The organism is Massilia sp. UYP34 (assembly GCF_056279385.1).
The window spans coordinates 375,790-390,034 of the sequence record NZ_JBWBRF010000002.1; the positions used below are offsets into that span (position 1 = coordinate 375,790).

The following is a 14,245-nucleotide window of genomic DNA, read 5'->3' on the forward strand; positions in this document are numbered from 1 at the left end:
GCTCCCGGCATCACAGCTTGATCCAGAACTCGCTGGCCTTCACCGGCGAACGCAACTGCCGCGCCTCGAGCATGCGGTCATACAGGTTCTGCGCGATTTTGATGGTGGCGGGATCGTTCGGCGTCTTGATGATGTTCGGGATGTACGGCAGCAGCAGCTCCTTCACCTGGGCCGGCGTGAGCTTGATCTCGGGCATGACCTCGGTCAGCGCCGTGGCCGCCGCATCGGTGTTGTCGGCGAGCCTGGCCATGGCCTGCTCCATCACATCCACGAACTTGGCGGCGGCGGCCTGGTTCTTGGTCACGAAGTCCTTGCGCGCCGCAATGACGAGCGCCAGGAACGGTTCCTTGTAGTGCGACCGGTACAGGTCGTCAGGCTTGAACATCACCTTCACGCGGCCGCTCTGGATCGCCGGCGTCAGGTAGGGTTCATACAGGGTGGCGGCGTCGATGTCGTTCTTGCCCAGCGCCAGCAGGATGGCCGACGGCGGCAGCGTGGACACCTTGACGTCGCGCATCAGGTCGACATTGACCAGCTTCAGCGCCGCATAGGTGGCGCCGTAGTTGGTGCCCGACAGCGAGACCACGCCATAGCGCTTGCCCTTGAGGTCGGCAGGCACCTTCAACGGCGAGGCGGTGGGCGTGACCACGGCCCAGATATCGGCCGGCGTCGCGGCCCGCAATACCTGCAGCGGCACCCCGGAAGAATACAGCTGGGCCGCGTTGATCGCGCCCATGTTGATGTCCACGTCGATCGCGCCGGCCTTGAAGGTGTCGTACTTCTGGTTGGACTGGACGAAATTCTTCAACTGCACGTCCAGGCCGGCGCGCTTGAACGAGCCATCCTTCATGGCCAGCGCCAGCGCCGCAGCCGAGACATCGGTCGAGACGGTGCTGCCGACGATGATCCTGGTCTGGGCATGGGCGCTCAGGGCCACGCCGGCGCTGAGCAGCATCGTGCCCGCGACGCGCGCGGCAAGGCCTGCGAACTGGTGAAATCCGTATTTCATGTTGTGTCTCCTCGGCTGTCTTCATGTGTGTGAGATGTCTGGCGCGATGTGCTTGCAGAGATCGGCGCGACCTGGCGTCGTCTTGCTTTATTTAGATCTCTAAGTAAAATATAAGACAAGCCGCTGGCTTTGTCCAGCACACATGTGCGCCGTGCGCGCCAAATTGGTCGCGCGGTCCGACAGGAGGGAACGATGCAGGTGACAGCGCCGGAGCTAAAGTACTCACCCGTCAATAAATGTGTTTTTGGCTGCCAGAACCGGCGCGTTGCTGCGTTGGCTCCTGCTTGCAGTGCTCGCACTGCGGCGCAGTCGCCGCCTTGCACCGCATCCGGTTCTGTTTGCCAAAATTCACATTTATTTCCGGTTGAGTACTTAATCGGAGAAATCGCGGAACAGGTCGGCCACCGTGCGCCGCAGCCAGATATTTCCGGGCTCCGCATGGAAGCGGTCGTGCCAGTGCTGCTTGACCGCGTAGCTGGGCAGGTCGAAGGGCAGGGCCAGGATCTGCACCTGTTCCTGCGTGCGCAGCGTCATGCCGAGCATCTTCGGCACGATCACCAGCAGCTCGGTCTCGGCCACCACCCGCGCCACGCCCAGGAAGCTCGACAGGTTCAGCACCACCTCGCGCTGCACGCCCTGCATCGCCAGCGTCTTGTCGACGATGGTGTGACCGGTGCCCGAGGTGCTGACCCGGATGTGCGCCTCGGCCAGGAAGGCCTGCCTGGTCGGTTCGCCGCGGATGCGCGGATGGTTGCTGGCCGCCAGGCACACGAAGTTCTGGGTGAACAGCGTCTTCTGGTAGAAGCCCGCTTCCAGGTGCGGCATGAAGCCGATCGCCATGTCGACTTCTCCCGATTCGAGGCGCTTCGGACTCTCGGGCGTGATCTTTTCGGCCACCACGCTGACCTTGGGCGCCACGCGCCGCAGGTGGTTCATCAGGCGCGGCAGCAGGACCACTTCCGAGATGTCGGTCATGCACAGGCTGAACTCGCGCTTCGCCTCGCTGGGAACGAACTCGGTCGGCGCCAGGCGCGCCGCTTCCAGCGTGGCCAGCACGGCGGCCAGCTGCGGATGCAGCGCCTGCGCGCGCGGCGTCGGTTCCATGCCGTGCGAGGTGCGGATGAACAGCTTGTCGTCGAAATGCGCGCGCAGTTTGTTGAGCGCGATGCTCACCGTGGCCTGCGCCAGGCCCAGCCGCTCGGCCGTGCGCGACACGCTGTGGCTGGTGAAAATACCGTCGAAAACCTGCAGCCATTCCAGGTCAAATTTGGCCATGAGCCATGTCTCCTTCGTCGTTATGATCGTGCCTTTATTGAAAAACATAATACAGCTAATTACCTCAGCGATTTGCGCAAGGCAAGGCGGCAGGCGACACTTGTTGCGATCCGGACGGTGCCGGGCCCCAAAAAGCGGCGCCCGGCGCACCGCCGGTACCTGCCCTGCATAGATGGGGTATCAATAAATGGAAGCAAGCAGGAGGCGCCATTGGCTGCGCAAGACAACAGTGAATTATCGATCGTAATAGTAGGTGGCGGCATCGGCGGCATGGCGGCGGCGCTGGCGCTGTCGCGCCAGGGAATCCGCATTACCCTCCTCGAACAGTCCGCCGAGATCGGCGAGATCGGCGCCGGCATCCAGCTCGGGCCGAACGCCTTCGCCGCGATGGATGCGCTGGGCGTCGGCGAGAATGCGCGCCGGCGCGCCGTGTTCACCGAGCGCCTGGTGATGATGGACGCGGTCGACGGCGCCGAGGTGGCCACCTTCGAGGTGGGCGAGGCCTTCCGCCAGCGCTTCGGCAACCCCTATGCCGTGATCCACCGCGCCGACATCCACCTGTCGCTGTACGAGGCGGTCAGGGAGTCGCCCCTGATCACCTTCCACACCTCGGTGCATGCGGTGGACGTGGAACAGGACGGCCGCAGCGCGACCGTGATCGATCGCGCCGGACGCCGCTACACGGGCGACGCCGTGATCGGCTGCGACGGCGTCAAGTCGGTCATCCGCGACAAGCTGGTCGGAGACCGGCCGCGCGTGTCGGGCCACGTGGTGTACCGCGCCGTGGTGCCGGTGGACGAGATGCCGGAAGACCTGCGCTGGAACGCGCCGGCGGTGTGGGCCGGTCCCAACTGCCACCTGGTGCACTACCCGCTGCGCGGCGGCCAGCAATACAACCTGGTGGTGACATTCCACAGCCGCGAAGAGGAAACCTGGGGCGTGCGCGAGGGCAGCCAGGAAGAAGTGCTGTCCTACTTCACCGGGATCTGCGAACGTCCGCGCAGCCTGCTCGACAAGCCCACTTCCTGGAAGCGCTGGAGCACGGCCGACCGCGACCCGATCGAGACCTGGAGCCAGGGCCGCATCACGCTGCTGGGCGATTCGGCCCACCCGATGCTGCAATACCTGGCCCAGGGCGCCTGCATGGCGATCGAGGATGCGGTCACCCTGGGCGAAGCGATCCGCCACTGCGAAGGCGACCTCGACGCCGCCTTCGGGCTGTACCAGCGCTCGCGCGCCACGCGCACCGCGCGGGTCGTGCTGTCGGCGCGCGAGATGGGCCGCATCTATCACGCCAAGGGCATCGAGCGCCACGTGCGCAATGCGCTGTGGCAGGGGCGGCCGGCCGAGCGCTTCTATGACGCGCTCGAATGGCTGTACGGCTGGCGGGCCGAGGACTGCCTGGCGCCATGATCGCTCCAACCTTACCCCCACCTTCGGCGGCGAACCTTTCATCATCAAGGAACAGAACCATGTGTCAGGACAAGCATCACGATCAGCACGGCTTCACCCAGCAGGCCCGCGACCACGCCGACGGCGCATCGACGGCGCCGGCGGCGCAGGTCGCCGAGCTGGTGACGGCCAACCACATCCTGTACGACCAGGGCGTGCTCGACGCTTTCGGCCACGTCAGCGTGCGCCACGCGGAGCAGCCCGACCGCTTCCTGCTGGCCCGCAATATGGCGCCCGGCCTGGTGCAGGCGCAGGACATCGTCGAATTCGACCTCGACGGCAATCCCTTCAATGCCGCCGGGCGCGCCATCTATCTCGAGCGCTTCATCCACAGCGAGATCTACAAGGCGCGGCCCGACGTGGTCGCCGTCGTCCACAGCCACTCTCCCTCGGTGGTGCCGTTCAGCGTGTCGAAGACCTCGCCGCTGCGCGCTACCTGCCACATGGCCGGCTTCATCGGCGTCGCGGCACCGGTCTACGAGATCCGCGACCATGCGGGGGAGGGCAGCAGCCTTCTCATCACCAGCCAGGAGCTGGGCCAGTCCCTGGCCGGCACCCTGGGTACGCGCTCGCTGGTGCTGATGCGCGGCCACGGCTCGACCGTGGTGGCCGACTCGCTGCGGCGCGTCGTGTACCGCGCCGTGTACACCGAAGTGAACGCGCAGATCCAGTCGGCCGCGCAGCAGCTGGGCGAAGTCACCTTCCTGTCCGAAGGCGAGATCGCCGAGACGGTGCGCGTGATCGAGACCCAGGTCGTGCGGGCCTGGGATTTCTGGAGCATCAAGGCCGGTGCGACGGCCCGCGCGCTGGCCGAGCAGCAGGCCCGGTTGGGCGCATGAACCCATGACGCGGCGCCGCAGCGCCGCCCCTGAAAAAAACAAAACAGGAGACACCCATGCATCACATCACCCGCAACGCGGTCGCGGCGCTTGGCCTCGCCGCCGGCATGCTCGCATCTAGCCTGGCCGCGGCCCAGGACTATCCGAACAAGGCGGTCACGATCGTGGTCCCGTTCAGCGCCGGCGGCGGCACCGACACCATGGCGCGCGTCATCGCCGAAGGCCTGAACAAGGCGCTGGGCCAGCCCTTCGTGGTCGAGAACAAGCCGGGCGCCGGCGGCAACCTCGGCATGGCCGCGGTGGCCCGTGCGCCCAAGGACGGCCACACGCTGCTGATGGTGACCAACAACATCGCGATCAATCCGTCGCTGTACAAGAAGGTCAACTTCAACCCGACCAAGGACTTCGAGCCGATCGCCATCGTCGGCAGTTCGCCGGTGGCGATCTCGGTCCACCCTTCGCTCAAGATCGACGACCTGGCCGGGCTGGTCAAGTACGCCAAGGCCAATCCGGGCAAGCTGTCCTATGCCTCGTGCGGCGCCGGCACCCCGCAGCACCTGGCGGCCGAGCTGCTGGCGCAGATGACCGGCATCGAGATGATCCACGTGGGCTACAAGGGCTGCGCCGGCGGCCTGCCCGACCACCTGTCGGGCCTGGTTCCGGTCTCGTTCAGCACCATCGCGATCATGGCCCCGCACGTCAAGAGCGGCAAGATCAAGGGCATCGCCGTCACCGGCTCGGCGCGCTCGCCGCACACGCCCGATCTGCCGACCGTGAGCGAGGCGATCAACCTGCCGGGCTACGCGATCGACGTCTGGTTCGGCCTGTTCGCGCCGGCCGGCACGCCGCAGCCGATCGTCGCCAGGCTGAACGCCATCGTCAACAAGGAGCTGGCCACCGCCGGCGTCAAGACCAAGATGGCCGAGCAGCAGTACGACGTGGTGGGCGGCACCCCGGCCGCGCTGGCGGCCAGGGTCGGCCAGGACATCCCGCGCTACCTGCAGGTGATCCGCAGCGCGAACATCACTGCCAACTAATTGGCCAACCGATCGGCCAACTAGACGGCCGGCCGATCGGCCACCCCGGAGACTGCCATGAACGAACGCCAAGCCCTGTACGACGCGATGTCGCCACAGCACCTCACGCCGCTGTGGGAGTCGCTCCATTCCCTGGTGCCGCGGGAGCCCCGCACCCCGTGCGTACCACATCTGTGGGCCTACCAGGACGTGCTGCCCTTCCTGATGCGCGCCGGCGAGCTGATCTCGGCCGAGGAAGCCGTGCGGCGCGTGCTGATCCTGGAAAACCCGGCCCTGCGCGGCCAGTCCAGCATCACGCAAAGCCTGTACGCCGGCCTGCAGCTGATCATGCCGGGCGAGATCGCCCCCAGCCACCGCCATTCGCAGAGCGCGCTGCGCTTCCTGGTGCAGGGTTCCAGCGCCTACACGGCGGTCGACGGCGAGCGCACCACGATGCGCCCGGGCGACTTCGTGATCACGCCGTCGTGGACCTTCCACGACCACGGTAATCCGGGTGTGGAGCAGGGCGGCGAGCCGGTGGTCTGGCTCGACGGCCTGGACATCCCGACCGTGCGCTTTTTCGATGCCGGCTTCGCGGAAAACCATCCCGAGAAGGAGCAGCCGGTGTTCCGGCCGGAGGGCGACAGCCTGGCGCGCTATGGCGCCAACATGCTGCCGCTGCGCTATGACGCGCCCTACGGCATGACTTCGCCGGTGTTCAACTATCCGTACGAACGCACCCGCGAAGCGCTGGCCAGGCTCGCGCACGGCGGCCCGGTGGACGAGTGGCACGGCGTCAAGCTGCGCTACGTGAACCCGGCCACCGGCGGCTGGCCGATACCCACCATCGGCGCCTTCATGCAGCTGCTGCCGAAGGGCTTCGCCGGCAAGGCGCAGCGCGGCACCGACGGCACCGTCTATTCGGTGGTCGAGGGACGCGGCCGCGCCATCGTCACGCGCGGCGACGACGAACACGTGTTCGCCTTTGGTCCGCGCGACCACTTCGTGGTGCCGTCGTGGTATGCCGTGCGCTTCGAGACGACCGAAGAGACCGTCCTGTTCAGCTTTTCGGACCGCCCGATCCAGCAGGCGCTGGGCATCTTCCGCGAGCAGCTCCTGTAACAACCACTTCAACCGACGACCGACCAGGAACCACCATGACCACAGCTTACGCCTTCCCTCCCGCGCCCATCGCCGCCGTCCCGGTGGCCGGCGCCGCCACTGCCTTCCCGGTGCGCCGCATCTACTGCGTCGGCCGCAACTACGTGGAGCACGCCCAGGAGATGGGTTTTTCCGGCCGCGAGGCGCCATTCTTCTTCTGCAAGCCGGCCGACGCCGTCGTGCCGGTGGCGCCGGGCGAGACGGTGGCCATTCCCTATCCGTCGCAGACCGCCAACCTGCACCATGAGATCGAACTGGTGGTGGCGATCGGCAAGGCTGGCCGCGACATCGCCGAAGACCAGGCGGCGGCCCACATCTTCGGCTATGCCGTCGGCCTCGACATGACCCGGCGCGACCTGCAGATGGACCTGCGCAAGGCCGGCCGTCCCTGGGAGCTGGGCAAGGCCTACGACCAGTCGGCGCCGATCGGCCCGATCCATCCGATCGCCGCGACCGGCGAGATCGCCAAAGGCGCCATCCGGGTCGACGTCAACGGCGAAAAGCGCCAGCACAGCGACATCACGAAGCTGATCTGGAACGTCAACGAGACCATCGCCTACCTGTCGCGCTACTTCGAGCTGCAGCCGGGCGACCTGATCTTCACCGGCACGCCGGAAGGCGTCGGCGCGGTCGTGGCGGGCGACCTGATGACGGGCAGCGTCGAGGGACTCGGCGAGATCCGCGTCCGGATTTGCTGACCCCGCACGACAGGGACGAACCGATGGCCTACGTACTCCACAATTACTTTCGCAGCTCGTCGTCGTACCGCGTGCGCATCGCCCTGAACCTCAAGGGGCTGAACTACCGCTACGCGCCGGTGCACCTGAACCGCGACGGCGGCGAGCAGTTCGGCGCCGGCTTCCGCGCGATGAGTCCTGACGCCGTGGTGCCGGTGCTCGAGGCCGACGGCATCCACCTGCTGCAGTCGAGCGCCATCATCGAATGGCTGGAAGAGACGCATCCGGCGCCGGCCCTGCTGCCGGCGGCGCCGGCCGAGCGGGCCTGGGTGCGCGCCTTGTGCGCGACCATCGCCTGCGAAACCCACCCGCTGAACAATCTGCGCGTGCTCAAGTACCTGACCGGGCCGATGGGCCTGGACGAGGAGCGCAAGGCCCGCTGGGCGCGCCACTGGTGCGAGAACGGCCTGGCCGCGGTGGAGGCCATGCTGGCGCGGCGCCAGCGGGCCAGTCCATTCTGCCATGGCGATACGCCCGGGATGGCCGACGTGTTCCTGGTGCCGCAGATGTTCAACGCCCAACGCTTCGGCGCCGACCTGTCCGCGTTCCCGCTGGCCGGCGCGATCGTCGAACGCTGCGACAGCCTGCCGGCGTTCGGCGCCGCCCACCCGGCGCGCCAGCCGGACGCGGAATGACCCGCATCCTTTCAACCCGGACAAGGAGCCCGATGCGCCACCAGATCCACCGACCGACGTCCTGAGGGGCCATGCCCGTCAGGTAGCACTGCCATTGCCCTGGTAAGACCCCATGCCGACGCCACCTGGATGCCGGCAGGGCAAGTTGCACCCCAAAAGAAGTCAACAACAAAACATCAATGGAGACAATATGCACCTGGCACGAACCAGTATCGCCCTCGCAAGCGCCGTCCTCGCCCTGTCGACGACGGCCCATGCCCAGACCAACGTCCAGCTCTACGGCCTCGTGGATGCCGGCGTCGAATACGTCAACAAGGTCCGCACCGGCGGGGTGGGCTCGCCCACCGACGACATCGTCCGCGTGCAGTCGGGCAGCGCCCAGAGCTCGCGCTTTGGCCTGCGCGGGCGCGAGGACCTGGGTGGCGGCCTGTCCGCCGTGTTCGCGCTCGAAAGCGGGATCGCCATCGACACCGGCAGCCTGAGCCAGGGCGGCCGCCTGTTCGGCCGCCATGCCTACGTGGGCCTGAACCACAAGACCCTGGGCGAACTGCAGCTGGGCCGCCAGGCCAGCGTGGTGTACGACTACGGCGTGCAGTACGATCCGGTCACGGCGACCCGCTATTCGGCCGTGGTGTTCGACCTGATGTATGCCGGGCGCGTCGACAACGCGGTCAAGTACCTCGGCAAGTTCGGCGGCCTGAACGTCGGCGCCCAGTACAGCGTCGGCTACGACAGCCTGATCGCGGGCGGCAGCGAGGTGGCGGGCGCGTCGCGGGTCGGCCGCCAGATGGGCGTGCATGCGAGCCAGGCGATCGGTCCGCTGCAGTTCGGGCTGCTGTACGACCGCCAGAACGGCGCCTCGGTCGGCACCCAGCACAATACCCTCGAGCGCATGACGGCGGGCGCCTTCTACACCGTCGCGCGGCTCAAGCTGTTCGCGTCCTACCAGCGCCAGCGCGCCGAGACGCCGGCGCTGCGCCGCGACACCGACCTGTACTGGGTCGGCGCGGTGCACGCCGGCCCCAGCCCCTGGACCTTCAGCGGCGGCCTGTACTTCAACGATCCCGACGGCAGCGCCAACAAGTCCACCATGCTGACCCTGATGGCCAGCTATGCCTTGTCCAAGCGCACCGACCTGTACAGCGAGGTCGCGTTCATGAAGAACCAGGACGCGGCGATGCTTGGCATGGGCGGCGCCGTCAACCCGGGCGACAACCAGGGCGGCGCGATCGTCGGCATCCGCCACCGCTTCTGAGCGCGCAGTGCTGCTCACTTCGACAGGAGACAAGCATGACCATGAACCGCCGCCAATTCGCCGTCGCCGCCTGCACCATCGCCGCCTTGCCCGCGGCGCCGGCGCTGGCCCAGGACAACTACCCGAACAAGCCGATCCGCATCATCGTTCCGCTGCCGCCGGGCGGCTCGAACGACGTGCTGGCCCGCATCCTGGCCGCCAGGATGAGCGAGACCTTCGGCCAGCCCGTGATCGTCGAGAACCGTCCCGGCGCGGCCGGCAATATCGCCACCGACCATCTCGCCAAGTCGGCGCCGGACGGCTACACGCTCGGCATCGCCCCCAACCAGACGGTGGCGGTCAATCCCGTCCTCTATCCCAAGCTGCCTTTCAACGTGCTCAAGGACCTGGAGGGCATCTCGCTGCTCGGCCAGGTGCCGATGGTGCTGGTGGTCTCGTCCAAGGTCACGGCGAAATCGGTGGCCGAACTGGTCGCCCAGGCCAGGGCCGCCCCCGGCAAGCTGACCTATGCCTCGGCCGGCTCGGGCAGCCCGCAGCACATGGCGGCCGAGGTGTTCCAGTCGATGACCGGCACCGACCTGCTGCAGGTGCCCTACAAGGGCTCGTCGCCGGCGCTGGTCGACGTGCTGGCCGGCCTGGTCGACGTGATGTTCTGCCCGCTCAATTCGGCCTTGCCCCTGATCCGCAGCGGCAGGCTGCGCGCGCTGGGCTCGACCGGCAAGGAGCGCCTGGCGCTGCTGGACGACGTGCCGGCGATCGCCGAAACGGTGCCCGGTTATGAGAGCGACATCTGGATCGGCATGGTCGCGCCGGCGCGCACACCGCCCGCCGTGGTGGCCAGGCTCAATGCCGAGCTGCGCCGCGTGCTGGCCCTGCCCGACGTGAAGGCCAAGCTGGCGGAGCAGGGCATCACCGCCAGTTCCAGCAGCGCGGCCGAGCTGACCCGCCTGATCGCGAGCGACCAGAAACGCTGGGCCGGCGTGATCCAGGCTGCCAACATCAAGCCGGAATGACGGCCGGCCGTTTTCGACCTCGACCTTTTTTATCTGGACTCACCATGACCACGACCCCTACGCCGGCGGTGCGCCGCGACATTCCCACCCCGTCGGAGCCGGACGGCACCGTGTGGTGCAGCGACGCGCTGGCCGACATGCTGCGCGCGCTCGACGTGCCCTACGTGCTGCTCAACCCGGGCGCGAGCTTTCGCGGCCTGCACGACAGCATCGTCAACCACCTGGGCAACGAGAAGCCGCAGATGATCGTCGTCCTGCACGAGGAACACGCGGTGGCGATCGCCCACGGCTACGCCAAGGTGGCCGGCAAGCCGCTGGCCGCCATCCTGCACAGCAACGTCGGCCTGATGCACGGCTCGATGGCGATCTTCGACGCCTGGGTCGATCGCGTGCCGGTGCTGGTGCTGGGCGCGACCGGCCCGGTCGACGCCGCCAAGCGCCGGCCCTGGATCGACTGGATCCACACGGCCCAGGACCAGGCCGCGCTGGTGCGCCACTTCATCAAGTGGGATGCCCAGCCGGCGTCGATCGGCGCCGCCCAGGAAGCGCTGCTGCGCGCAAAGCAGATCGCCACCACCGCGCCCCAGGGGCCGGTGTACGTCTGCTTCGACGCCGCGCTGCAGGAGTCGAAGCTGGCGCAGGCGCCGGCGCTGCCGGATCCGGCGCGGTACCGGGCCCCGCCGCCGGCGCGGCCGGCCGACGAACTGGTGGCGCAGGCGGCGCGGCTGCTGTCCGGCGCGCGCCGGCCGGTGATCCTGGCCGGCCGGGTCAGCCGCGACCTCGAGGGCTGGCGCCAGCGCGTCGAGCTGGCCGAGCTGCTGGGCGCCGAGGTGCTGACCGACCTCAAGATCGGCGCCGCCTTCCCGACCGCGCATCCGCTGCACGCCGCCCCCAGCGGCCACTTCCTGAACGAGACCGCGCGCGCGGTGCTGCGCGGCGCCGACGTGGTGCTGAGCCTCGACTGGCTGGACCTGGCGGGCACGCTCAGGCAGGCCTGGGGCGACGAGCCGGTCGGCAGCCAGATCATCCAGGTCTCGGTCGACCACTACAGCCACAACGGCTGGAGCATGGACCACCAGGGCCTGCCGCCGGTCGACGTGTTCCTGGCCACCGAGCCCGAGCCGGCGGTGGCGCTGCTGCTGGGCGCGGTGGAGCGGCGGCAGGCGCCGGCGCCGCAGCGGGCGCCGCTGCCGGCGCCGGCCGAGATCCAGCCGGGCCCGATGACGGTGGCGATGGTGGCCGGCATCCTGCGCCGCGCCGTGGGCGCGCGCAAGGCCTGCCTGATGCGCCTGCCGCTGAGCTGGAGCGGCGACCTGTGGGACTTCGATCATCCGCTCGACTTCCTCGGCTACGACGGCGGCGGCGGCATCGGTTCCGGCCCCGGCATGGCGATCGGCTCGGCGCTGGCGCTCAAGGGCGGCGACCGGCTGCCGGTGGCGGTGATCGGCGACGGCGACTACATGATGGGCGTGAACGCCCTGTGGACGGCGGCCAATGCGCAAGTCCCGCTCCTGATGATCGTCGTGAACAACCGTTCGTTCTTCAACGACGAGATCCACCAGGAGCGCGTCGCGCGCCAGCGCAACCGGCCGGTGGAGAACCGCTGGATCGGCCAGCGCATCGCCAATCCCGAGCCCGACCTGGCCATGATGGCGCGGGCCCAGGGCCTGACGGCCTTCGGCCCGGTCGAGGATGCGGCCGAACTCGAGCGTGTCCTGGCCGACGCCATCGCCCTGGTCGAGGGCGGCGCCGCGGTGGTGATCGACGCCGTCGTGCGCACCGGCTACAGCCCGGCGATGACGGCGGGACTGACGCGGGCCGACTGAACGACGGGCAAACCATTTATTCGAAAGCGATCATGCGCACGAAAGACATTCCTAACGGCATCCTGCCGACGCACCGCGGCCTGTTCTATGGCGGTATCTGGCACGCACCGATGGCGGGCGGCCAGGCCGAGACCTTCAACCCCTGCTACAACGAAGTCATCACGACGGCGCCGGTGGCCGACGGCGCCGACGTCGACGCCGCGGCCCAGGCCGCGCACGCGGCTTTCCCGGCCTGGGCGGCGACGCCGCCGGTGGAGCGCGGCCGCCTGCTGCGGCGCGCGGCGGCCGTGCTGCGCGAACACGCGCAGCCGCTGGCCCTGCTCGACGCGCTCAACAACGGCAATCCGGTCGCCGCGCTGGCCATGGATGCCGGCTTCGCGGCCGACTGCCTGGACTATTTCGCGGGCCTGGCCACCGAGGTCAAGGGCGAGACGATCCCGATGGGCGACGGCAACTTCAACTACACGGTGCAAGAGCCGCTGGGCGTGATCGCGCGCATCGTCGCCTACAACCATCCGCTGATGTTCGCCGCCGCGCGTCTGGCGGCGCCGCTGGCGGCCGGCAACACGGTGGTGGTGAAGGCGCCCGACCAGGCCCCGCTGTCGATTCTGCGCCTGGCCGAGCTGGTGGGTGATATCTTCCCGCCCGGCGTGGTCAACTTCCTGTGCGGCGGCCGCGCGTGCGGCGACGCCATGACCCGCCATCCCCTGGTGCGCAAGGTCACGCTGATCGGCGGTGTCCCGACCGGCCGCGCGGTGATGAAAAGCGCGGCCGACGCGCTCAAGCCGGTGCTGCTGGAACTGGGCGGCAAGAACGCCCTGGTGGCCTACCCGGATGCGCGCATCGACAAGCTGGTGGACGGCATCATCGCCGGCATGAATTTCACGTGGTCGGGCCAGAGCTGCGGTTCCACCAGCCGCGTGTTCCTGCACCAGTCGATCCACGACGAAGTGCTGGAGCGGGTGGCGGCCCTCTTGCCGCAGCGCCACAAGCCGGGCATCCCGACCGATCCCGCGACCACCATGGGCTCGCTGGTGAGCCAGGCCCAGCTCGACAAGGTCAAGGGCTATGTCGCCAAGGGGCTCGAGGACGGCGGGCGCCTGGTCTGCGGCGGCCGGCAACCCGACGACCCGGCGCTCAAGGATGGCTTTTTCTACGAGGCGACGGTGTTCGCCGACATGCAGCCAGGCATGCGCCTGGCGCAGGAAGAGGTGTTCGGCCCGGTGCTGTCAGTCTTCAAGTGGTCGGACGAAGAGGAACTCTGGGCCCAGGTCAATGGCGTCGATTTCGGACTGACCGGGTCGATCTGGACCCAGGACCTGGACACCGCGCACCGGGCGGCGCGCCGCATCCATACCGGCTACGTCTGGCTGAACAACGCCAGCCAGCATTTCATGGGCGCGCCGTTCGGCGGCGTCAAGCAGTCGGGGATCGGCCGCGAAGAGTGCTTCGCCGAGCTGCTCGAGTTCACCTACACCAAGAATGTCAACCTGAAGTTCGGGTGAGCGGGAGGCTGCACTGCCATCATTGATCCGTCATCCGAAGATTTTCTGGGTCGGCGTCGTCTTCCTGGGCTTCGGTATCGGCGCCATCGTCATTGGCGAGAATGACGAGGCGGGCAGCGCCGCGCGCATGGGCCCGAGCTATTTCCCGATCGTGCTCGGCGGGATGCTGGCCGCTGTGGGCGTCATCGGCGTGGCGCGTTCGGACTTCGGCAGCGGCGAGCCGGTCGGGCGCCTGCACCAGAAGGAGCTGGCGCTGGTGCTGGTGCCGGTGCTGCTGTTCGATTTGCTGATGCGCGGCGCCGGCGTGGTCGATGTAGCTTGGACGGCGAACGCCCGTCGCAGCTGCTGAGCAGAAGCGAGGAGCCGGGCCAACCCGACGAGATACGCGGAAACTATTGCTTCAACGCAGCAGTGATGTGTTTCAAAATCGAATTTTCAACAAGTGCCGATTGACCCAAGTTCAGAAAGCCGATAGCATTCCTAAAAATGACAACGTTGGACAATTCGCCGGGGGCGGGGCCC

At 68.0% G+C, this 14,245-nt stretch carries 13 protein-coding genes; 11 read left to right on the forward strand and 2 right to left on the reverse strand.

All coding sequences use genetic code 11. The features are described from left to right. Positions 1 to 10: 10 nt before the first annotated feature. Both ACZ9AQ_RS05060 and ACZ9AQ_RS05065 read right to left on the reverse strand, forming a co-directional pair. Complete coding sequence (locus ACZ9AQ_RS05060; RefSeq protein ID WP_429202295.1) at positions 11 to 1,009, reverse strand: ABC transporter substrate-binding protein; 999 nt, start codon at positions 1,007 to 1,009, stop codon at positions 11 to 13. Between the two features lie 372 nt (positions 1,010 to 1,381). Continuing rightward, positions 1,382 to 2,284, reverse strand: a complete 903-nt coding sequence (locus ACZ9AQ_RS05065; protein WP_429202294.1) for a LysR family transcriptional regulator — start codon at positions 2,282 to 2,284, stop codon at positions 1,382 to 1,384. A gap of 270 nt (positions 2,285 to 2,554) precedes the next feature. On the opposite strand from ACZ9AQ_RS05065, the gene ACZ9AQ_RS05070 reads away from it, so the two are divergent. The 11 genes from ACZ9AQ_RS05070 (at position 2,555) to ACZ9AQ_RS05120 (ending at position 14,072) form a co-directional block, all read left to right on the forward strand. Then, complete coding sequence (locus ACZ9AQ_RS05070) at positions 2,555 to 3,697, forward strand: 3-hydroxybenzoate 6-monooxygenase (protein WP_429202838.1); 1,143 nt, start codon at positions 2,555 to 2,557, stop codon at positions 3,695 to 3,697. Between the two features lie 59 nt (positions 3,698 to 3,756). Then, complete coding sequence (locus ACZ9AQ_RS05075; RefSeq protein WP_429202293.1) at positions 3,757 to 4,575, forward strand: class II aldolase/adducin family protein; 819 nt, start codon at positions 3,757 to 3,759, stop codon at positions 4,573 to 4,575. Between the two features lie 56 nt (positions 4,576 to 4,631). Next, a complete protein-coding gene (locus tag ACZ9AQ_RS05080; RefSeq protein ID WP_429202291.1) occupies positions 4,632 to 5,612 on the forward strand; it encodes a Bug family tripartite tricarboxylate transporter substrate binding protein in 981 nt (326 codons plus the stop codon). Positions 5,613 to 5,669: 57 nt separating this feature from the next. Continuing rightward, positions 5,670 to 6,713, forward strand: a complete 1,044-nt coding sequence (gene gtdA / locus ACZ9AQ_RS05085; protein ID WP_429202289.1) for a gentisate 1,2-dioxygenase — start codon at positions 5,670 to 5,672, stop codon at positions 6,711 to 6,713. A gap of 35 nt (positions 6,714 to 6,748) precedes the next feature. After that, positions 6,749 to 7,450 (forward strand): fumarylacetoacetate hydrolase family protein, encoded by a 702-nt coding sequence (locus tag ACZ9AQ_RS05090; protein WP_429202287.1) that lies wholly within the window; start codon positions 6,749 to 6,751, stop codon positions 7,448 to 7,450. Positions 7,451 to 7,473: 23 nt separating this feature from the next. After that, positions 7,474 to 8,124 (forward strand): maleylacetoacetate isomerase, encoded by a 651-nt coding sequence (gene maiA, locus ACZ9AQ_RS05095; RefSeq protein WP_429202286.1) that lies wholly within the window; start codon positions 7,474 to 7,476, stop codon positions 8,122 to 8,124. Between the two features lie 190 nt (positions 8,125 to 8,314). Then, positions 8,315 to 9,379 carry a porin gene (locus ACZ9AQ_RS05100; protein ID WP_429202284.1) on the forward strand — a complete coding sequence of 355 codons (1,065 nt, stop codon included), beginning with the start codon at positions 8,315 to 8,317 and terminating at the stop codon, positions 9,377 to 9,379. 35 nt (positions 9,380 to 9,414) lie between these two features. Continuing rightward, positions 9,415 to 10,392 (forward strand): Bug family tripartite tricarboxylate transporter substrate binding protein, encoded by a 978-nt coding sequence (locus ACZ9AQ_RS05105; RefSeq protein WP_429202283.1) that lies wholly within the window; start codon positions 9,415 to 9,417, stop codon positions 10,390 to 10,392. 44 nt (positions 10,393 to 10,436) lie between these two features. Then, positions 10,437 to 12,218: a thiamine pyrophosphate-binding protein gene (locus ACZ9AQ_RS05110; protein WP_429202281.1), complete on the forward strand. Its 1,782-nt coding sequence runs from the start codon at positions 10,437 to 10,439 to the stop codon at positions 12,216 to 12,218. Between the two features lie 32 nt (positions 12,219 to 12,250). After that, complete coding sequence (locus tag ACZ9AQ_RS05115) at positions 12,251 to 13,723, forward strand: aldehyde dehydrogenase family protein (protein WP_429202280.1); 1,473 nt, start codon at positions 12,251 to 12,253, stop codon at positions 13,721 to 13,723. A 22-nt stretch (positions 13,724 to 13,745) separates the two neighbouring features. Next, positions 13,746 to 14,072 (forward strand): tripartite tricarboxylate transporter TctB family protein, encoded by a 327-nt coding sequence (locus tag ACZ9AQ_RS05120; RefSeq protein ID WP_429202279.1) that lies wholly within the window; start codon positions 13,746 to 13,748, stop codon positions 14,070 to 14,072. Positions 14,073 to 14,245 lie beyond the last annotated feature (173 nt).